The following is a 20,174-nucleotide window of genomic DNA, read 5'->3' on the forward strand; positions in this document are numbered from 1 at the left end:
GCCGGTGATCCGACTGCCGGTCAGTGGGTGATCCGGCCGATGGTCAGTCGGTGATCCGGCCGATGGTCAGTCGGTGATCCGGCCGATGGTCAGTCGGTTATCCGGCCGATGGTCATTCCGGACGCGGTCGCCGGACGGTCCGTGACGTGGCCGCCGGTCGGTCGGTGACGCGGCGCCACCGGAGGACGCGCAGTTGAGGGCGGCCCACCAGGGCACGGCCGCGCAGCTCCAGTTCGTCCCGGTCGACGAGGACCAGGTCGCGGATCTGGTCCGTGCCCAGCCACGACCGCTCCGGTGCCAGCTCGATCGTGTGGACGACGCGGTCGCCGTCCCGGCGCCAGGTGCCCGCGTAGCTCATGTAGTCGGGCCGCCCGGGCTGCGCGGGCCCGGTGCGCATCATCGTCACGGAGAGCCGTCCGCCCGGGGCGTAGACCAGCAGGCCCGTCGGTGCGGGCCCGAGCGGGCCCTCGTGCACGGTGCCGTCGTCGTCCAGGTCGTGGAAGGACCGCAGGGACCAGACGCCGGTCAGGTCCTCGTCGGTGCCCCACGGGTCGGCCGCGCGACCGGTGGTGTCCGGTGCCGTGGGGCGGGCTTCGCGTCCCGTGCTGTCCGGTGCGGTGCGCTGTGCTGTCGGCGTGGGGTGCATCGGTGTCTCCCTTCCGGGGCGCTCAGGCCGCGGGAGCGGCGGATTCGGCGGGGTCGGAGGTGTCGTCGCCCGTCATGCCGCGCTGGGCCCGGCGGGTCGTCTCCTCGAGCGGCTCGGGCGGCAGGGCGCTCACCTCGTCGAGGCGGGCGGTCTGCTCTTCGGTGAGGCGAAGGTCGAGGGCGGCCAGGTAGTCCTCCAGATGGGCGGGGGTGCGCGGGCCGATCACCGGCACGAGCGTGGTGCCGCTGCGCCGGGCGCGGTGCAGGACCCAGGCGACGGCGACCCGGGAGGCGGGCTCCCCCGTCTCGGCGGCGACGGCCAGGACGGCGTCCACGACCGCGGTGACGCGGGCGTCGGACTCCGTACGGATGACGCGCCCGCCCAGGTCGGTCAGGCGGCCCGCGCTGCTCGTGCGGTACTTGCCGGTGAGCAGTCCGCCGCCGAGCGGTGACCACAGGGCCACGCCGAGGCCCAGGGCCTCGGCCATGGGCAGCAGGTCGCGGTCGGCGGTGCGTTCGGCGAGGCTGTACTCGGTCTGGATGCCGATCAGCGGCGACCAGCCGCGCAGCTCGGCGATCGTGGCGGCCCGGGAGACCCGCCATGCGGGGAAGTTGGACAGACCCGCGTACAGGATCTTCCCGGCGCGTACCAGGTCGTCGAAGGCGGCCAGGATCTCCTCGACCGGGGTCACCGGGTCGGGGAAGTGCGCCCAGTAGATGTCGATGTGGTCGGTGCGCAGCCGCCGCAGGCTCGCCTCCAGCGAGCGGATCATGCTCTTGCGGCTGTTGCCGGGGCGGGCGCCGGTGCCGCGGGCCGTGTCCCCGGGCGCGCCGGTGCCCAGGGTGTACTTGCCGGACAGCACGAACGCGTCGCGGTCCGCTGCGACGAACTCGCCGACGAGTTCCTCGGCCCGGCCGCTCTGGTAGTAGTCGGCGGTGTCGATCAGGGTGCCGCCGGCCTCGGCGAAGCGCTCGAACATCCGGCGGGCCACGGCCGGCTCGGCCCCGGCTCCCCAGCGGGTGCCGAAGTTGACGGTGCCGAGCCCGTACTGGGAGACCCTCAGGCCGGTCTTCCGACCGAAGGCGGGACTGCGCATGGCGGGCCTCCTCAGGCGGCCAGGGGGATGGTGGGCCGGTCGCCGGGCACGGCGCCGAGCGCGGCCCAGTCGACCGGGGCGCCGGCCGTCCACAGCGTGCCGAGCGTGGTCAGCAGTCCGGCGGTTTCGGGAGTGCGGGCGCCGGGGTGCGGCAGCGACGAGAGGGCGGTGGTGCCCGGGGGCAGGTCGGAGCGTCGTTTGACGAGTCCGGTCAGGGCGGGGCCCGGGCCGGTCTCCAGGAGGACTCCGGGGGCGTCGGCGAGCAGGGTGGCGACGGCGTCGGAGAACCGCACGGTCTGCCGCAGGTGCCGGGCCCAGTAGTCGGGGTCCGTGGCCTGCTCGGCGGTGATCCAGGCGCCGGTGACGCCGGAGACGAACCTCTCCGCGGGCGGGCGCAGGCCGATACCGGCGGCGGCCTCGCGCAGTCGGTCCACGCAGCCGTCCATCATCCTGCTGTGGAAGGCGTGCGAGACGCGCAGGCGGCGGCCGGGCGTTCCGGTGGCGGCGAGCATCTCCTCGACGCGCGCGATGGTCTCCTCGGTTCCGGCCAGCACGCACGAGTCGGGGGCGTTGACCGTGGCCAGGTCCGTGCCCTCGGCGAGGTAGGGGGCGAGTGCGTGCTCGGGGAGCGGGACCGCGAGCATCGCTCCGGGCGGCGCCTGCTGCATGAGCCGGGCGCGCAGGGCCACGAAGCGCAGGGCGTCCGGGAGCTCCATGACCCCGGCCAGGGTGGCGGCGACGTACTCGCCGAGGCTGTGCCCGATCATCGCGGCGGGCCGCACGCCGAGCGCGATCAGGGTGCGGGCCAGGGCGTACTCCAGGGCGAACAGGGCGGGTTGCGCGGCCTCGGTCTGCCGGAGTCCGGCTCCCGTCGCGTCCTGAAGGAGGGGCCGCAGGTCCATTCCGGCGGCGCTGTGCAGCAGGTCGAGGCAGCGGTCCAGTTCCGCGCGGAAGAGCGGGAGGTCGTGGGCGAGGGCGAGGCCCATGCGGCCGTACTGGGAGCCCTGGCCGGGGAAGACGAAGGCGATGGCGGGCGGTCGGCCGTCCGGTTGCGCCGCTCCCGGTGCCGTCGACGCCCCTCCCGGTCCCGTCGACGCCGCTCCCGATGCACTCGGCACTCCTCCCGGTAGCGCCTCCCGAGCGGCCTGGCGGAGCTCCTGCCCCGCTTTCTCCCGCGCCCGCTGCAGCGCCTTCGCCAGGTCCTCCTCGGTCTCCCCCACCGCGAAGGCGCGGTACGGGGGTGCCGGCGCGGTCACCGCCACCACCCGGTGGGCCCCGGCCCTGACGTGCACCGTCTCGCCGGACGGCTCCGCCACCAGGAGGCCGCGGATCCGGGCGAGCAGCCGGTGCCGCTGGTCCGGGGCGCGGAAGTAGAAGTGGCCCCCGGGCAGGTGGACGGTCTCGAACGGCCCCTCGGTGTGCTCCCGCCAGTTCTCCACGCGCAGGGTCTCGCGCTCCTGCTCGCCCGCGAAGACGGTGAGCGGGATCCGAAGGGGCGGGCCCGGCTCGAAGTGGTACGTCTCGAAGATCCGCAGGTCGGCGCGGAAGGTGCCGAGCACCATGGCGCGCAGGGCGGCGTCCTCGTGCACCTGGGCGGGCAGGGCGCCCCAGCGTCGCTCGACCTCGGCGAGCAGTTCGTCGTCCGGGAGGGTGTGGACGGTCGTGGCGCCGCGCGGGTGGGGCGGGGGCGGGCTGGACGACAGCAGCAGCCGGGTCGGCAGCGGCCGGCCCAGGCGGCGCAGGGCACGGGTCACCTCGAAGGCGACCAGTCCGCCCAGGCTGTGACCGAAGAAGGCGAACGGGCGCTGCGGGTCCAGGGCCGCGACCACCGCGTCGACCAGCTCGGGCATGCCGGTGACGGGGGGCTCGGCGTGCCGCGCGGCACGGCCGGGGAGTTGGATGCCGTGGACCTCGAGCTCGGGCAGTTCGTCGCCGAAGCGGACGTACTCGCCGGGCGAACCCCCTGCGTGGGCGAAGCAGTACAGGTCCGCTACGGCGTCGGGGCGGCGGGTGCGGGTGACCAGCCACCGGCCGCGGGGCGTACCGGCGTTCATGGGTGGTGCTCCTTTCGGGAGGCGGGGCGGGGGCTCACGGCGGGGGTCGTCAGGCGACCGGGGCCGGTTCGGGTGCGCGCCCGCCGAGCCGGTCGGCGACCAGGGCCGCGAACTCGGCCGGGGTCTGCGCGTCGTACAGCACCGACGACTCCAGCTCCACCCCGAACGACTCACGCGCCAGCGCCAGCAACTGCGTCGCGACCAGCGAATCCCCGCCCAGATCGAAGAAACCGGCATCCGGAGCCACTGCCTCCAGCCCCAACGTCCGGGCGAACAACTCCGACACCGCGGTCAACGTGTCCCGAGCACCAAAGGCCCGCGGCGCGGCGGCGGTCGGGGCTTCCGGGGCCGGGGAGGCCTTGGGTGCGGGGTCCGGGGCGGCGGGGGGCACGGGCTCCACGACGTAACGCCGGCGCTCGAAGGGGTACGTCGGCAGTGCCACCTTGCGGCGCCGCCCGGCCCCGTGCACGGCGCTCCAGTCGACGGACAGGCCGCCGAGCCAGAGCCGGCCGAGGGCGGTCAGCAGGGCGGCGCGGGCGCCGAGTGGACCGGCCTCCTCGGGCAGGACCGGCAGGACCGTGGTGCCGGGGTCCTCGGCCGGCGCCTCGGCGCCTGCCGTGCGGACGTGGATGTCCTCCGCGCCGGGGACACCCGCCGTGCGGACCGGGATGCTCGGGTCGCGGCGGGTGACGCCGCTGTGGCCGTCGGCCCGGGCCTCGGAGTCGGCTCCGGCTCCGGCTCCGGCTCTGGTCAGGATGAGGCGCACCGCGTCCTCGACGGTGTACACCCCCGCCACGGTCTCGGCGACGAGCGCGCCGGTGCCGTGTCCCGCGACCGCCGCGGCACGGACGCCCCAGGACTGCCACAGCCGGCCCAGGGCCAGTTCGGTGGCGAAGACGTCGAGGGCCTCCGGGACCTCCCGGTCCGGGTCGGCGAGGGCCAGGCACTCCTCGACGGTGCGCCGGAACAGGGGCTCCGCGCGCAGCTCGCGGGTGCCGGCGAGGGTTGCGGTGCCGGGGAAGAGCAGGGTGACGGGGCCGAGGGGGGCGGCGGCCGCGGAGTCGGTGAGGCGGCCGCGGTCCAGGCCGTCCAGGACCCGCACGGCGTCCGCGGGGCCGTCGACGACCGCGCAGCGGCGCACGGGCAGTTCGCGGCGTCCGGTCTGCAGGGTCCAGGCCACGTCGGGCAGCGCGAGTCCGGGGCGGTCGCGCAGGTGGGCGGCGAGCCGGTCGGTCAGCGTGTCGAGGGCCGTTTCGGTGCGGGCCGACAGGACGAGCAGCTGGGGTCCCGGCTCCGCCGCGTCCGGTTCGGCGCCGGTGCGAGCCGGCTCCGGTGCCTGCTCCAGGACCACGTGCGCGTTGGTGCCGCCGATGCCGAAGGAGCTCACCCCGGCCCGGCGTGGGAGCCCGCCGTCCGGGCGCCACTCGCGGGCCTCGGTGACCACCTCGAAGGGGCTCGACGCGAAGTCGATGGCGGGGTTGGGCGCGGTGTAGTTCAGGCTCGGCGGCAGGACGCCGTGCTCCAGGGCGAGCACGGTCTTGATCAGTCCGGCGGCCCCGGCGGCCGCGTCGGTGTGGCCGATGTTGGTCTTCACCGCGCCGATGCCGCAGAACCCGGTGCGGTCGGTGTCCTCGCGGAACGCCCGGGTCAGGGCGGTGATCTCGATGGGGTCGCCGAGCGGGGTGGCCGTGCCGTGCGCCTCGACGTAGGTGACGGTGTCCGCGTCGACGCCCGCGACAAGTTGGGCCTCGCGGATCACGGCGGCCTGTCCGGACACGCTGGGCGCGGTGAAGCCGACCCGGTCGGAGCCGTCGTTGTTGACCGCGGAGCCGCGCAGCACGGCACGGACGCGGTCGCCGTCGGCCCGCGCGTCGGCGAGCCGCTTGAGGACGACGATGCCGACGCCGTCCCCGCCCACCGTGCCGCCCGCGGCGGCGTCGAAGGTGCGGCAGACGCCGTCCGCGGAGATGATCCCGCCCTCGATGTACGGGCTCTCCTTGGCCGGGACGCGCACCGCGACGCCTCCGGCGAGTGCCAGGTCGCAGTCGCCGGACAACAGCGCCTGCACGGCGGTGTGCACGGCGACCAGGGAGGTCGCGCAGGCGGCCTGCACCACGACGGCGGGGCCGCGCAGGCCCAGCTTGTAGGCGACGCGGGAGGCCAGGTAGTCGGGCGCGTTGGCGACCAGGATCTCCATGTCGGTCACGGAGGGCAGCTCGTCCCGGCGCTCCTTGAGCAGCTGCGCGTACGCCGTGTCGGTGCTGCCCGCGTACACGCCGACGCGGCCGGACTGCCGGTCCGGGTCCTGGCCCGCGTCCTCCAGCGCCTCGACCGCGCACTCCAGGAACACCCGGTGCTGCGGGTTGAGCAGGCGCGCCTCGCGCGGCGAGAAGCCGAAGTAGTCCGCGTCGAACCACTCGGGGTCCTTCAGCAGGCCGCGCGCGGGCGTGTACTCGCCGCCGCCGCGGGGCGCGGGACGGCGCGGGAAACGGGTTACGGTCTCCCGCCCCCGCACGAGGTTGTGCCAGAACTCGTCGGCGTTGTCGGCTCCCGGATACCGGCAGGCCAGGCCGACGACGGCGACCAGGCCGTCGTCCTGCCCGGCGTCCGCCCCGCCGCCGTCGATGCGGTCACTCGCCACGGCCGGGCCCTCCGAGTCCGGTGCGGGCGCGGCGCGCCGCGAGCCGGGAGCGGCCGCCCCCGGGGCGCCGTGCCGTGCGGCCGAGCGGCTCCCCGGCACCGCCGTCCCCGTCCAGGTGTGCGGCGAGCCCGCGCACCGTGGGGTACTGGAACAGGTCCACGAGCGGCGGCGCCGCGCCGAGGCGGGCGGTGATGCGGTCCTGCACCATGTGCAGCAGGACGGAGTGCCCGCCGAGGTCGAAGAAGTTGTCCTCGGCCCCCACCTCGGGCAGTTCGAGGACCTCGCACCAGATGCCGGCGAGGACACGCTCGGTGTCCGTGGCCGGGGGATGGGAAATCACCGGTCTTCTCCCTGTGTCGCGCGGATGTCTTGCGCCGGATGACGGGGACGGCCGTGGCTGCGAGGGTCGCGCCGCCGTGCGACTGACGCACATCCTCGGTTGAACGCGATCCGTCACCGAAAGCATCGTCCGGCGGCCCTCTCCAGGAATTCCATTCCTGGTCTCATGAGCGGTCTATAGAACGCCCGAGCGGCGTCGCCCCCATGCTTCCGCAGGCGATTGACTCCTTCTCAGGAGTAACGGTCCGGTGGGCAACTGCGGATCGTTGCCGATGGTTGAAATTGGCCCGTACTGTTCCGGGCGCTGTCTTCCAGGGGAGGAAACTCATGACCGCGCAGACCATGACCGGCACGCAGCTGCCGGAGTTCCCGCTCCGCAGCGTCGAACGGCGCACGGACGCGGCCGAGGAGTACGCGAGGCTGGCGGCCGGGGCCCCGGTCACCCAGGTACGGCTGCCCAGCGGCCGCCCCGCATGGCTGATCGCGGGCTATCGGGAGGTGCGGACGGCGCTCACCGATCCGCGGTTCTCCCGGAGCGAGGCGGTCCGCGACCCGGGCGGGCATCTGCTGGCCGTGGAGGCGGTCGGCACGTCGATACTCAACCTGGACCCGCCCGCCCACACCCGGCTGCGCCGCGTGGCCGCGCGGGGCTTCACCGAGGCGCGGATCGCCGCCCTGCGGCCCCGCATCACCGAGATGGTGGGTGAGCTCCTCGACGACCTGGCGCAGCAGCACCCCGACCCCGTGGACCTGTGCGAGGGCTTTTGCAAGGTGCTGCCGGTGCGGGTGATCGGCGAGATCCTCGGGGTGCCGCCGGCCGACCGGTACCGGATCGAGAAATGGCGCGACGGCCTCGACGCGCCGATCACCGGGACGGGCGTGGCGGACACCTCGGCGCACGCCGAACTCCTCGCGTACATCGACGAGTTGGTGGCCGAGCGGCGTGAGCGGCCGCAGGACGACCTGCTGAGCGTGCTGGCCCGGGCGGGCGAGGACGGCGAGGAGGAGGACGTCCTGACCGACCGGGAGATCGCCGCGCTGGGCGGCACCCTGCTGGTCGCCGGCTTCGAGAACACCGTGGCGCAACTCGGCCTGGTGCTGCGGGAGGTGCTGACCGGACCGGACGGGCCGGGCGGCCTGCCGCAGGACGAGGAGGCGCTGGCGGCCGAGGTCGAGGAGCTGATCCGGCGACTGCCGATCGGCGACTACGGCGGCACGCTGGCCCGCAAGGCGACCGAGGACGTCGAGCTGGGCGGGGCGTCCATCAAGGCCGGCGACATCGTGATCGCCGCCGTGCAGGCCGCCAACTTCGACCCGGAGGCCTTCGCCGATCCGCGCCGCCACGACCCGGTGCGCGACACCGTCGCACACCACCTGGCGTTCGGCTACGGGGTGCACCGCTGCCTCGGCGCGCCGGTGGCCCGGATCGAACTCCAGGAGTCCCTCAAGGCGTTGCGTGACCGGTTCCCCGGAATGCGGCTCGCGGTGCCGGCCGAGGAACTGCGTTTCCACGAGGCCGCGATCAACCGGCGTCTGGTGTCCCTGCCCGTCGTCTGGTGATCGCGCTCGTCACCGAATCCGGTCCACGGAGAATTCGATGCCCGGCCGTGGCCGGTGGAATACGGCGATGCCCGTCCCCCTGCCGGGGACGGGCATCGCCGCTCGCGCGTCAGCTGGGTCACCCGCGAATGACGCCTTTGGTCCGCATCAGAAAATGCGCGAGATAGCCGTCGTGCGGAATTCCGGTGTCGGTCCAGTACGTGGGATGGTCGCCGATGTACACGTTCGCGATGCTCGGCTCGTCGAGGAACGCGTCGATCAGTTCGGTGTCCTGCGTGTACGCGCCGAGGATCAGGGTGTCGCGCAGGGGGGCCACGCCCTGTGCGCGCGACCAGGGGGCCACCCACACGCAGGGGAAGGGCAGTTCGGTGCCGGTGCGGTCGTCGGCGGCGCTGTCGAGCTGGTGGACGACGGGGCGGAGCACCGCGCTGCCGTCGCCCAGTTCTTCGACGAAGCCGTCGCCGCCGAGGTGGCAGCGGGCGTCCCCGGCGCGGTCCCGCACGTACTTCTCCAGGGCGCGCGCGGCGACCGCGGACTGCACCGGCAGGACCGCGTTCTCGTCCTCGGGCGGCAGGGCGGGCAGCGCCGCGAGCCGCTCGGCGATCGCCTCGGCGACCGGGGTCGGGTCGCCCTCGACCAGGACGGCCGTCGCGTTGACACAGCCGGTGCCACCGTGGTGGGCGATGGAGTCGACCACGATGTCCAGGTGGGCGCGCCAGTCGGTGTCCGCGGTCAGCAGGATCTTGGACCGGCCGGGGGTCAGCGGCAGTACGGCCGGGTCGTCGGCGTACTGGCGGATGACCTCGTCGCTGCCGTACGCGAGGTCGGCGCCGCTCAGCAGCGCCTCGGCAGCGGCGTGGTCGGTGGGCAGCAGCACCACCTGGTCCTCGCCGAACCCGGCCATGCGCAGCGCGCTCACCAGGCGGTGCGGGGTGAACGGCTCACGGCGCGAGGGGCGTACGGCGACGCGGTAGCCGAGGGCCAGGGCCTCGGGCCACAGGGTGTGCGTGCCGGGGTGGTTGCCGGCGGCGTGCACGGCGAACACCTCGCCCCTGCGCGTCCACACGGCGCGCCCGGAGCGGGTCAGCGGATCACGCCAGTCCCCGACCGCGCCGTGCGGGCGGGCGTGCTGGAGGCCGCGGTGGAGCTGGGCGGTGCGGTGCAGCGCGGTGCGGGTGGCGGCGCGGACCACCGTCAGGGGGACGCCGGAGACCCGGCTGACCGCGTGCTCGTAGCCCTCGACGGTGAGGCCGCCGATGGTCTCGGTGGCGAAGATGCGTCCGGCGCGCACGATCGCGGCGATCCGCTCGTCCACCGGCAGCGGGCGGGCGCGGCGCAGCGCGGCCATGGCACGGTCGACGTAGACGGCCGGGGCGAGGGAGAGCTCGGCCACCGGCTGCCCGGAGACGTCGGCGACCGGGGCGCGGGTGCGGGAGCGGTACGGCCCCGAGGGCCCGAGGACGTCCAGCTGGATCGGTCCGCCGTCCGGCGCCGAAGCGCCGGGCGCCGCTGCCGGGACCGTCGCGGGGGCGGGTGCCGTCGTCCGAGCGGGTGCGGTCGTCATCAGTAGACCCCCTCGATGACGGTCTCGTTCTCGAAGGTGGCGACCGGGGCGATGTCGGCGGCCGCGTCGCCGACCCGGCCGGGCAGCGCCTCGACGCGGGTGGCGAGGTCGCGCTCCAGGTTGTTGGGCAGGAACAGCGCCTTGGAGACGTGGTTCATGACCACCTGGCCACGCTCCCCGTACGCCACGGGGCGGCGGGTGGCCGGATCGACGACGGAGAAGGTGACGTAGGGCGAGAAGGTGTCGAAGACGCAGGCGTCGCCGGTGTCCCCGGCCCGCTGGCCCGCGATGCCGAGGATCATCGTGCTGCCGTAGTGCCCGTACAGGACGGTGTCCGGGAAGATCTCCGTGCGGTACAGGTGCAGGGTGTCGGGGTCGAGCTGGGTGCCTCCCCAGCGGATGGCCCGCACCTTGTCGTTGACGAGCTTCACCAGGTCGTCGCGGCGCACCAGGCGCTCCAGCAGGGCGGGGGTGATGGTGAGCACCCCGATGTCCTGGGTGCGCAGCACGAACGCCGCCTGGTCGATGACGTGTTCGGCGTACGCGTCGGCCTGGTCCTTGCGGCCCTCGGCGATGAGCTTCTTCACCCAGCGCGGGTCGAGGTCGACCTGGAAGCCGTACCGGCCGTGGGTGGCCGCGGACCGGCGGAAGATCTCCCCGACGATGTGCGGCCCGGACGGAGTCAGGCCCAGCCAGTCCACTGCGCGCGGGAAGCCGTGCTCGTCCAGGTTGGCGTTGCTCCACTCGACCAGCCGGTCGAGCCAGTCGCGGGGGCACACCACGCGCTTGGGCGCGCCGGTGGTGCCGCCGCTCTCGTAGATGCCGACGATGTCCGGGCGGGGGCCGTAGCCCTTGGGGATCAGCTCGTGCACCGGGACCTTGCGCATCTCGTTCACGACGTTCGGGAACAGGTGCAGGTCGGCGTGGCTCTTGATGTCCCTGCGCGGGTCGAAGTCCAGGGCCTTGGCCCGCTGGAGCCAGTAGGGGGAGCCGGTCTCGGGGCTGAAGTGCCACTCCATCGCCGCCTGGACGAACTCGTCCGGGTCGGGGCGGCTGTCGAAGGGGAGCTCCAGCAGGGGGTTGACTGCGGTGGGCACGACGTCTCCTTGATCGTCTCACGGTGGGTGGGCGGGTGCGGCGGCCCGGTCAGCCGGGGGTGTGGAAGCCGCGGTCGTACCAGACGAGCGCCTTGCCCGGGGCGCTGGTGCGGGTGCCGCATATCGCGCCCAGGACGAGGACGTGGTCGCCGGCCTCCACCACCTGGTCGAGCCGGCAGTGCAGCGTCATCAGGGCGTCCGGCAGATACGGCAGTCCGGTGCCCGGCCACTCGGCGAAGGCCCCGTGGGCGAAGCGGTCCTGGCCCTGCCGGGCGAAGCCGCGGGCGACGTCCTGCTGGTGCCCCGCGAGCACGTTGACCACGAACTCGGGTGCGGCCAGCAGGTCGTCGTGGCAGCTGGAGGTGCGGGCCAGGCCCACCGACAGCAGCGGGGGGTCCATGGACACCGAGGAGACGGCGCTGGCCGTGAACCCGCGCCGCCGTCCCACCGCGTCCACGGTGGTGACGACCGTGACGGGGGCGGCGAGCAGCGCCATCGCGTCGCGGAACTCCTGGTTGCCGATGAGGGAGGGCCGCGCGAGTGCCTCAACAGTCATTGATTCACCTTCCGTCGCAAGCGGTCCGGGGCCGTCGGAAGCGGTCCGGAGAGAGGAAGCCGGCGTCGATCGCCGCGGGCTTGTGCTGCACCAGGTCGGCGAGGAGCTCGCCGATGCCCGTGGCGTGCTTGAACCCGTGGGCGTTGCACCCGCCGGCGACCACGAGCCTGCTGTCCCCGCCGGGGCGTCCGATGACGAACTGGCCGTCGGGGGTCTTGGCGTACATGCAGACCGCGACCTTCGACGGCACGTCCGCGAGTCCGGGCAGCTTCTCGGGGAGCAGGGAGCCGAGTTCCGTCCAGTCCTCGGGAAGGACGGCGCGGTCGTCGGTCAGCGGGTCCAGCGGGGTGGGCACCCGGCCGTGCTCCTCCAGGCCGAGTTTGACGTCGTGCCCGTTCTCGGCGCCGTTGCCCCACAGCACCCGGCCGCCCTCGATCTCCCGCATGAAGACGGGCAGGTCGGCGAGGCCGAAGCCGTCCTCGTGGCCCGCCCGGGGACGGAACCAGGTGATCGGCATCCGGTACGTCTCCACGGGCAGGCCGGGCACCAGGGAGCCGAGCCAAGCGCCGGCCGCGACGACGACCTGGCGGACCCGCAGTTCGGTCTGGGCCGTGCGCACCAGCGCGCCGCCGGGCACCAGTTCGATCGCGTCGACACGGGTGCCGGTGTGGACCCGGGCCCCGGCGGCGCGGGCCAGGCCGACGGCGGCCCGCACCGACTCCTCCGGGCGCAGGATGCCGGCGGACGGCTCCCACACGCCGATGTGGTCGGCGGGAAGCGCGGCCTGCCGAGGGTAGCGCTCGCGCAGCCGGGCCGGGGTCAGGGTCTCCACCTCGATGCCGTGGACGCGGGCCGCGCGCAGGGTGCCGCCGGCGATGAGGCCGTCCTCGGGGCCGATCAGCAGACCGCCCGCGGGAACGAACAGCTGCTGCCCGTGGGCCTGCTCCAGCTGGTGCCACAGCTCCAGGGAGCGGCGGGCCAGGGGGACCAGGTGGGGGTGTTCCAGGCAGGTGACGCGGAACATGCGGGAGCCACCGTGCGAGGAGCCGAACGGGTGGCCCGGCTCGTAGCGGTCGAGTCCCACCGCTTCGACGCCGCGCGCCGCCAGCTGCCACAGGGCCGAGGCGCCCCAGGCTCCCAGGCCCACGACGGCCACTTCCGCGTCCCACCCGGCCATGTCCCCTCCTCCTTCGGGCCGGCCACGGTCCGGCCGGCCGACGGCGTCCACCACACCACCCGGCGCCGGCACGGGGCCTGAGTAGCCACCACTCATCCGGATCTCCGGCCGGGAGGACGGGGTGAGTACCGCCTGACGACCGCTCAGTTGAGTACCGCTCACTCACGCTGCCCGGGCGGGACGCGTGGTCCGATCGGCCCGGCGGGAGACACCCGCGCGTCGAACACGGGGAACGGCCCGCGACGGCGGAGCGGCCGCGGACCGGACGGATCGAAAGAGGGACCGCATGGAATTCCGGATCTTGGGCGCCCCGGAGGTGGCCGCCGGACCGCGCGCACCGGGCGTGGCGCTCACCAGCCCGAAGCAGCGCACCCTGCTCGGCGCGCTGCTCACCCGGCCGGGCGGTGTCGTCCCCGCGGAGGGGCTGATCCGCGAGCTGTGGGGCGACTGCCCGCCCGGCAAGGCGGGCAACGCGCTGCAGGCGCACGTGTCGCGGCTGCGGCAGGCGCTGATCTCGGTCGAGCCGGAGCGGGCCAACACTCCGCGCCTGGTGGCCCGGGGCGCCGGATATCTGCTCCAGGTCCGCCCCGAGGAACTGGACCGCACCCGCTTCCGCAACGCCGTGGAGCGAGGCCGAGTTCTGGTGGAGCGCGATCCCCGCGCCGCCTGGCGGCAGTTGCGCGAGGCGCTGGCACTGTGGCGGGGGCCGGCCCTGTACGGCAGTGCGCGCGGACCGCTGTGCTCCGGGGTCGCCCGGCGGCTGGAGGCGGAGCGGCTCGACGTGCTGGAGCTGTACTTCGACTGCGGGCTGCGCGCCGGGCGCCACGCGCAGCTGGTGGAGGAGATCGACGCGGTCGCCCTGGCGCACCCGGGCCGCTCCCGCTTCCAGGAGCAACTGGCCCTGGCGATGCGCCGCGTCGGCGGCTACGACCTCCCCGCCGACGAGCCCGCTGCGCGCGAGTCCGTGACACTCCCGGGCGGCCCCGGTTCCGGCCCCAAGGAGCCCGCACCGGGCCTGCGGCAGCCCGGCAGCGCTGCCGGTGGCCTCGGGTGCGGCGGGCAGGAGCCCGGGCCAGGCGCACCGAAGCACGAGCCGCTCTCGAGTCCCCTCGGCTACGGCCGGGAGGAACTTGTGGCGGACGTAGGGGAACCAGAAACCGCCACTGGCGACTTCGGGTTCGGCCCGCAGGAGCCCGGGCTGGGGCGGCGGGTCCCGGGGGCAGTTCCGGGCGGCTCCGCGTTCGTACCGGGGAGGCCCGAGACGGTTCACCACGGCACCGGCACCGGCACCGGTTCGCAGGTCCACGCACCGGGCCGACGGGACGGTGACCCCGCTCGGGAGAGCGCTTCGCCGGGTCGGCACGGTCGTCAGGCGGAACCGAAGTCCGCTTGGCCTGGCCTCGGCGGTCATCGGCCCGACCCCGCCGCGCCGTCACCGAAGGTGAGCGGTCGGCGGTCCGACCCCACGGCCCTCCACCCGGACCCGAACGGACGTCGGCCACGTCCCACGGCCTCCCGACCGGGCCCCGGCGGTCGGGAGCTGATCCGGCTGCGCGAGCGGGTCGCGCTGCTCGCCTCGCAGCAAAAGGAGCTGCAGGCTCAGGTGGAGCACCTCACCGCGCTTCTCGGCGGTCGGCTCCCGGCGCCCGCTCGGACCGACACCGCGGGCTCGGCACGGCAGCCGACCTGACCAGCCGCACCACCCGCACGCCCGGAGCAAGCCCTCACCGTGGCACCGGCACCGGAGCCGGCCGGGGGCCCGGCCGGCTTCCGGCGTCCGGCTTCCGGCGTCCGGTCAGGCCGGCACCGCGAGGGCGGCGCGGCAGCGGATCTCGGTGGCCGTGCCGTCCTGCGGCGCGTCGTCCTGGAACGCCGGCATCACCTCGGCCGCGAACAATTCCATCGCGGCGGCCGCCCTGCCGTATTCCATCGCGCCCGGGTTGAACTGAAGGCTGAAGGACAGATCCGTGCCGAACTGCTCGCGCACCGTCTCGATCTGGGCGAGCACGTCGGACGGATTTCCCGCCAGCACCTTGTTCGCCCCGAGCGCGGCACGGAAGTCGTAATTCCGCGCCTTCTCCAGGAACTTCTCGTACCCGGGATAGTCCGCCGATCCCTTCTCGGCCAGCGGGGCGACGGCCTTCGCCATGTGGTTCACGTAGTTGCGCTCGTAGAATTCGCCCTGCTGGTACGCCGTTTCCCGGTCGGCGTCCACATAGCAGGTGAATTTGATCTGGACGCGGCGGGCCTTGGGGTCGTGCCCCGCCGCGTCCCAGGCCCGGCGGTAGTGGACCAGCATCGCGGCCAGCTGCTCGGCGGAGGTGACCGACGGCACGACCTGCAGGTGGTGCCCGGCGGTGCCGGCCGCCGCACAGGACTCGGCGCTGGACGCCGAGGCGATGTAGATCGGCGGGTGCGGGTCCTGGTACGGCCGGGGCAGCATGGTGACCGGCCCGAACCGGTGGAAGCTGCCCTCCCAGACCAGGTTCTCCTCCGTCCACAGCCTGCGGATCGCCTCGACACCCTCGGCGAACCGGGCCCGGCTCTCATCCATGGACACGCCGAACGCCTCGAACTCCGTGGGCAGGAAGGCGCGCCCGAAGCCGACGTCGAGCCGGCCGTGCGAGAGGTGGTCGAGCATGGCCAGCTTGCCGGCCAGCTTCACCGGGTGGGTGAAGGCGGGCACGCACGCCCCGGTGGCCAGCCGGATCCGCGTGGTGCGGGCGGCGGCCGCCGTGAGCAGCGTGATCGGGTCGGGGCAGTAACCGCCGTAGCCCGAGAAGTAGTGTTCGACGGTCTGCGCCTGGGTGAACCCGAGGGACTCGGCCAGTTCGATGAGCCGCAGCGTCTCGTCGTAGTAGGCCGTCGCCGTTTTCTCGGCCGGGTCGATGACCGGAAAGAAGTTCACACCGAATTCCATGACGACTCCCTGTGGTCGTGTATGCGTCCTCGTTCTTGGACTCGCCTTGCCACGCACCCCACATTGCCCCCGACACGTCGTCAACTGTCAAGAAAGGGCTGGCGCCCGATGTCAGGACGTCAGCCTGGAGTCAGCAAAGGACCGGATTCCTTCCCCCACTCCCCAGCATCCCTAAGCTGCGAATGCAGTACGCGATCGGCGAGCAAGTCGAGCTGGCAAGAAGGGGATGACCATGCGGGGAAGTTATTCCGTGCCGTACGCGAAACGCGGAACCATACTCGGCGCGGCCGAGGTCGCGGCTCTCGAGGACGTCGTCGCCTCTGACGACGCGCTGACGATGGGCGCCTGGCGGGAACGCTTCGAGGAGCGCTTCGCCCGCCATGTGGGGGCCCGTCACGCCCTGTCGGTCACCAGCGGCACGGTCGCCCTGGAACTGGCCATCCATCTGCTGGACCTGCAGCCGGGCGACGAGGTCGTCGTCACCCCGCAGACGTTCCAGGCGACCGCCCAGCCGCTGCTCGGGTCACCGGCCCGGGTGCGCTTCTGCGACGTACAACCCGAGTCCCTGAACATGGACCCTGTCGTCCTGAAGTCCCTGGTCAACGAGCGGACCCGCGCGATCCTGCTGGTGCACTACGGCGGCTGGTCGGCCGACATGGACGAGATCATGGCGATCGCCCGCGAGCGCGGCATCACCGTGATCGAGGACTGCGCGCACGCCCTCGGCGCCCGGTACGACGGACGGCGCCCCGGTTCGCTCGGCGACATCGGCTGCTTCAGCTTCCACTCCGCCAAGAACATCAGCACCCTGGGCGAGGGCGGCATGCTGACCTTTGACCGGGACGACTGGGCGGAGCGGATCGACCGGCTGCGGTCCAACGAGATCGACGGGGTTCTGACGGCGGTGCCGGAGCCCACCGCGCCGGCCCCGGAGCTGCTGCCCTGGATGAAGTTCACATCCGGCGCCTATGAGCGGGTGGTCTCCGAGTTCCGCAGGCCGGGCACGAACGCGACCCTGTCGGAGGCCGCGGCCGCCGTGGGTCTGGTGCAGATGGACCGGCTCGAGACCCTGGTGGCCCGGCGCCGCGCGATCGCCGCGCGCCTGGACGAGGTCGTCGCCGCCCACCCGTACACCCGCGTGCAGCGGCCGAGGCCGGGCATCCAGCATGCCCAGCACCTGTACACCTGCTTCCTGAGCGGCCCGGACGGCGCCCGCGAGCGCCTGGTGCACGGCCTCAACTCCCGTGGGGTGGAGGTGCAGTTGCGCTACTTCCCGCTGCACCTGCTGCCGGAGTGGCAGCAGCGCGGCCACGGCGCCGGCGAGTGCCCGGTCGCCGAGCACCTGTGGTTCCACGAGCACGTCAACCTGCCCTGCCACCCGGGGCTGTCCGACGCGCAGGTCGACCACCTGGTGAACGCGCTGGACGAGGCCCTGACACAGGCGCTGGCCCCGGCGGTCGACGCCCAGCCGGTCGGCGCGGCGCGCGGCTGACCCCTTCTCCCACCCCCCTTCTTCCCGAGGAGCACACCATGCCCTTCATCGACGTGAAGCTCTACGAGGACCGCCTCGACGAGCGGACCGAGGCAGCGCTCATCGCCCGCCTCACCGAGGCCGTCGGCGACGTCTTCGGACCCGGGGCCGCCGAACAGACCTGGATCGCCGTGCAGGGAGTGCCCCGCAGGCGCTGGGGCATCGGCGGCAAGCCCGGCTCCACCGACCAGTAGTCGGCCCCCGAGCGTGCGCGGAAGGAGGACCGTGAGGTGAAGGTCGACGACATCTACCTGGCCGGCGTGGGCACCTATCTGCCCCCGGCCGTCCCCACCGAGCAGGCCGTGAAGGCCGGCTGGTGGGACGCCGACGCCCGGGAGGCGTCCGGCATCGAGTCGGTGACGGTGGAGAGCGAACTGCCCGCACCCGAGATGGCGGTGCGCGCCGCGCGCACCGCGCTGCGCCGCTCCGGCCACCGCCCCGAGGACTTCGCGTCCCTGCTGCACACCGGCACCTTCAGCCAGGGCCAGGAGGGCTGGTCCGCGCAGCACTACGTGCTGCTGCACACCCTCGCCACGCCGATCAGCGCGGTCGAGGTGCGCCAGGGCTGTCTGGGCATGCTGTCCGCGCTCGGCATGGCCGCCGCTCAGCTGGCCGCCGCCCCGGAAGGCAAGGACGCGGTGCTGCTGACCGGCGCGGACACCTTCTCCACTCCGCTGGTGGACCGCTGGCGCGCGATGGACCTGTTCGTGCTCGGCGACGCGGGCTCCGCCCTGGTGGTCTCCCGCCGTTCCGGCTTCGCGCGGCTGCTGGCGGTCGGCTCCCTGTCGGATCCGCACATGGAGTGGCGCCACCGCGACGGCCGTCGCCAGCTGCCGCCGCAGCAGCCGCAGGAGCGGCTGATGGACTTCCAGTCCCGTTCCGACTACTGGCGGCGCAAGTGGGCCGAGGGGCACACCCCGCCGGGGGGCAGCTGGCAGGAGCTGTGCGAGGAGGCCGTGCAGCGCACACTCGCGGAGGCCGGGACCGGCATCGAGGACATCGCCCGGGTGGTCACCGTGTCCTTCACCCGGGACGCCCTGGAGGCGATGTTCCTCGAACCGCTCGGCATCGACATCTCCCGCAGCACCTGGGAGATGGGCCGCCGTACCGGCCACGCCAGCGTCAACGACCTGGCGATCGGTCTCGAGTACCTGTGGACCACCGGCCAGGTGGCGCCCGGGGACCGGGTCCTGCTGGTCGGCGCGACTCCGGGCATGGAGTGCGGCTGCGCCGTGGTCGAGATCACCGCGCCGCTCACCGGCGAGGCGGACGCCGCGTCCGGGTGACCGCCGCCGACCGACCCCACGACGAGTACGAGTTGAAGGAGACGACCATGCTCGACGGATGCACGCCCTGGCCGCAGGACGTCGCCGAGCGCTACCGCACCGAGGGCTACTGGCGCGGTGAGACGCTGCTGGATCTGCTGGACGAGGCCGTTCGCCGGGGCGGTGGCAGGACCGCCCTCGTCGGGCCGGGCACCCGGCTGACGTACGACGAACTCGACCGCCGCTCCCGGCGCATGGCCGCGGGCTTCCGGGCCCGCGGCATCCGGGCCGGGGACCGCGTGGTGGTGCAGCTGCCCAACACGCCGGAGTTCGTCGTGGTCTGCTTCGCGCTGTTCCGCCTCGACGCCAAACCGGTGTTCTGCCTGCCCGCGCACCGTGCGGCCGAGGTCCGCCACCTGTGCGAGCTGTCGCAGGCGGTCGGCTATGTCTTCCCGGCCGGGCTGAACGGTTTCGACCACCTGGGGCTCGCCCGCCGGGTCCGTGACGAACTGCCTGCGCTACGGCACCTGTTCGTGTACGGCGAGGACACCGCCGGCGTCGGCGCGGTGCCGCTCGCCGAGGTGGACGCCGAGCCGGAGGAGCTGCCCGCGCCGGACCCGTCGGACGTGGCGTTCTTCCTGCTGTCCGGCGGCACCACGGGCCTGCCCAAGCTGATCCCACGCATCCACGAGGAGTACGCGTACCAGGCGCGGGCCGCCTCCCAGGCGTCCGGCCTGGGCGAGCGGGACGTGTATCTCGCCGTGCTGCCGGTCGAGTTCAACTTCACCTGGGGCTGCCCGGGAGTGATCGGAGCCCTTCAGCAGGGCGGCACGGTGGTGTTCGCCGAGGAGCCCACGCCCGACGTCTGCTTCGCGCTCATCGAGCAGGAGCGGGTGACGATCACCTCCGTCGTGCCCAGCGTCGTGCAGATGTGGCTCGACGAGGTCGAGTGGCTGGACAACGACATCTCCTCGCTGCGCACGCTGCAGATCGGCAGCGCCAAGCTGCACCCGGAGGTCGCCGCACGGGTCGAGCCGGCCTTCGGCTGCCGGCTGCAGCAGGTGTTCGGCATGGCGGAGGGCCTGCTCACCTTCACCCGCGAGGGCGATCCGCAGGAGACGGTCCTGACCACCCAGGGCCGCGCGATCTCACCCGCCGACGAGATCCGCATCGTCGGCGAGGACGACCGCGAGGTGCCGGTCGGCGAGACCGGTGAGCTGCTGGCCCGCGGGCCGTACACGCTGCGCGGCTACTACCGGGCGCCGGAACACAACGCGCGCGCCTTCACCGCGGACGGCTTCTACCGCAGCGGTGACCTGGCCCGGCTCACCGAGGACGGAAACCTGGTGATCGAGGGCCGCATCAAGGACGTCATCATCCGCGGCGGCGACAAGGTCCCGGCCGATGAGGTCGAGCGGCACCTGCTGACCCTGCCGGCGGTGGCGCGGGCCGCGCTGGTGTCCGTACCCGACACCTACCTGGGCGAGAAGACCTGCGCCTTCGTCGTGCCACAGGGCACTCCGCCCTCCCTGGTGGAGCTGAAGGAGGCGCTGCGCGCCAGGGGCCTTGCCGAGTACAAGCTCCCGGACCGGGTCGAGTACCTCGGCAGCCTGCCGCTGACCGGGCTCGGCAAGGTCGACAAGAAGCGGCTGTCCGCGATCGCCCGGGGCGAGGACGCGCCCGCGACCGCCGACCTGCTGCCCGCCGGCTGATCCACCGCCCCGCCGT

At 73.7% G+C, this 20,174-nt stretch carries 16 protein-coding genes; 6 read left to right on the top strand and 10 right to left on the bottom strand.

All coding sequences use genetic code 11. From position 1 onward, the window contains the following. Window positions 1–112: 112 nt before the first annotated feature. The 5 genes from ACZ7L1_RS08855 to ACZ7L1_RS08875 are packed head-to-tail and all read right to left on the bottom strand — an operon-like array spanning window position 113 to window position 6,777. Window positions 113–646, bottom strand: a complete 534-nt coding sequence (locus tag ACZ7L1_RS08855; RefSeq protein WP_471435460.1) for a lipocalin-like domain-containing protein — start codon at window positions 644–646, stop codon at window positions 113–115. A 22-nt stretch (window positions 647–668) separates the two neighbouring features. Beyond that, window positions 669–1,742, bottom strand: a complete 1,074-nt coding sequence (locus ACZ7L1_RS08860) for an aldo/keto reductase (protein ID WP_471435463.1) — start codon at window positions 1,740–1,742, stop codon at window positions 669–671. Between the two features lie 11 nt (window positions 1,743–1,753). After that, window positions 1,754–3,796, bottom strand: coding sequence for an acyltransferase domain-containing protein (locus ACZ7L1_RS08865; RefSeq protein ID WP_471435465.1), 2,043 nt, complete (start codon window positions 3,794–3,796; stop codon window positions 1,754–1,756). Between the two features lie 49 nt (window positions 3,797–3,845). Further along, window positions 3,846–6,437, bottom strand: coding sequence for a type I polyketide synthase (locus ACZ7L1_RS08870; RefSeq protein WP_471435466.1), 2,592 nt, complete (start codon window positions 6,435–6,437; stop codon window positions 3,846–3,848). Further along, window positions 6,427–6,777, bottom strand: coding sequence for a phosphopantetheine-binding protein (locus tag ACZ7L1_RS08875; RefSeq protein ID WP_200417448.1), 351 nt, complete (start codon window positions 6,775–6,777; stop codon window positions 6,427–6,429). The genes ACZ7L1_RS08870 and ACZ7L1_RS08875 overlap by 11 nt, the downstream gene beginning before the upstream one ends. A 326-nt stretch (window positions 6,778–7,103) precedes the next feature. On the opposite strand from ACZ7L1_RS08875, the gene ACZ7L1_RS08880 reads away from it, so the two are divergent. Then, on the top strand, window positions 7,104–8,336 hold the full coding sequence (locus tag ACZ7L1_RS08880) for a cytochrome P450 (RefSeq protein ID WP_471435468.1): 1,233 nt from the start codon (window positions 7,104–7,106) through the stop codon (window positions 8,334–8,336). 118 nt (window positions 8,337–8,454) lie between these two features. Here the strand turns inward: ACZ7L1_RS08880 and ACZ7L1_RS08885 are convergent, their stop codons facing one another. Genes ACZ7L1_RS08885 through solA form a run of 4 tightly spaced genes read right to left on the bottom strand, consistent with a single transcriptional unit; the run spans window position 8,455 to window position 12,730 of the window. Next, a complete protein-coding gene (locus ACZ7L1_RS08885) occupies window positions 8,455–9,900 on the bottom strand; it encodes an aldehyde dehydrogenase family protein (protein ID WP_471435470.1) in 1,446 nt (481 codons plus the stop codon). Further along, entirely contained in the window at window positions 9,900–10,997 is a 1,098-nt protein-coding gene (locus ACZ7L1_RS08890; RefSeq protein WP_471435472.1) for a phenylacetate--CoA ligase family protein, read from the bottom strand. The genes ACZ7L1_RS08885 and ACZ7L1_RS08890 overlap by 1 nt, the downstream gene beginning before the upstream one ends. A 49-nt stretch (window positions 10,998–11,046) precedes the next feature. Continuing rightward, on the bottom strand, window positions 11,047–11,553 hold the full coding sequence (locus ACZ7L1_RS08895; RefSeq protein ID WP_471435473.1) for a flavin reductase family protein: 507 nt from the start codon (window positions 11,551–11,553) through the stop codon (window positions 11,047–11,049). A 4-nt stretch (window positions 11,554–11,557) separates the two neighbouring features. Beyond that, complete coding sequence (gene solA, locus ACZ7L1_RS08900) at window positions 11,558–12,730, bottom strand: N-methyl-L-tryptophan oxidase (RefSeq protein WP_471435474.1); 1,173 nt, start codon at window positions 12,728–12,730, stop codon at window positions 11,558–11,560. A gap of 286 nt (window positions 12,731–13,016) precedes the next feature. Between solA and ACZ7L1_RS08905 the strand changes: the two genes are divergently transcribed. Next, entirely contained in the window at window positions 13,017–14,420 is a 1,404-nt protein-coding gene (locus ACZ7L1_RS08905; RefSeq protein WP_471435475.1) for an AfsR/SARP family transcriptional regulator, read from the top strand. 105 nt (window positions 14,421–14,525) lie between these two features. Here the strand turns inward: ACZ7L1_RS08905 and ACZ7L1_RS08910 are convergent, their stop codons facing one another. Then, the gene (locus ACZ7L1_RS08910; RefSeq protein WP_471435476.1) at window positions 14,526–15,650 is read right to left on the bottom strand and encodes an LLM class flavin-dependent oxidoreductase; all 1,125 of its coding nucleotides are present in this window, start codon (window positions 15,648–15,650) and stop codon (window positions 14,526–14,528) included. A gap of 232 nt (window positions 15,651–15,882) precedes the next feature. Here ACZ7L1_RS08910 and ACZ7L1_RS08915 point away from each other — a divergent pair, with 232 nt between their 5' ends. From ACZ7L1_RS08915 to ACZ7L1_RS08930, 4 genes are read left to right on the top strand one after another with little or no spacing between them, the layout of a single operon-like run. Next, window positions 15,883–17,142 carry a DegT/DnrJ/EryC1/StrS aminotransferase family protein gene (locus ACZ7L1_RS08915; protein ID WP_471435477.1) on the top strand — a complete coding sequence of 420 codons (1,260 nt, stop codon included), beginning with the start codon at window positions 15,883–15,885 and terminating at the stop codon, window positions 17,140–17,142. Window positions 17,143–17,180: 38 nt separating this feature from the next. After that, window positions 17,181–17,375: a tautomerase family protein gene (locus tag ACZ7L1_RS08920; protein ID WP_471435478.1), complete on the top strand. Its 195-nt coding sequence runs from the start codon at window positions 17,181–17,183 to the stop codon at window positions 17,373–17,375. 36 nt (window positions 17,376–17,411) lie between these two features. After that, window positions 17,412–18,467, top strand: a complete 1,056-nt coding sequence (locus tag ACZ7L1_RS08925; protein WP_471435480.1) for a ketoacyl-ACP synthase III family protein — start codon at window positions 17,412–17,414, stop codon at window positions 18,465–18,467. Window positions 18,468–18,514: 47 nt separating this feature from the next. Then, window positions 18,515–20,158, top strand: a complete 1,644-nt coding sequence (locus tag ACZ7L1_RS08930) for a (2,3-dihydroxybenzoyl)adenylate synthase (protein WP_471435897.1) — start codon at window positions 18,515–18,517, stop codon at window positions 20,156–20,158. Window positions 20,159–20,174 lie beyond the last annotated feature (16 nt).

Source organism: Streptomyces sp. NPDC107546 (assembly GCF_055639175.1).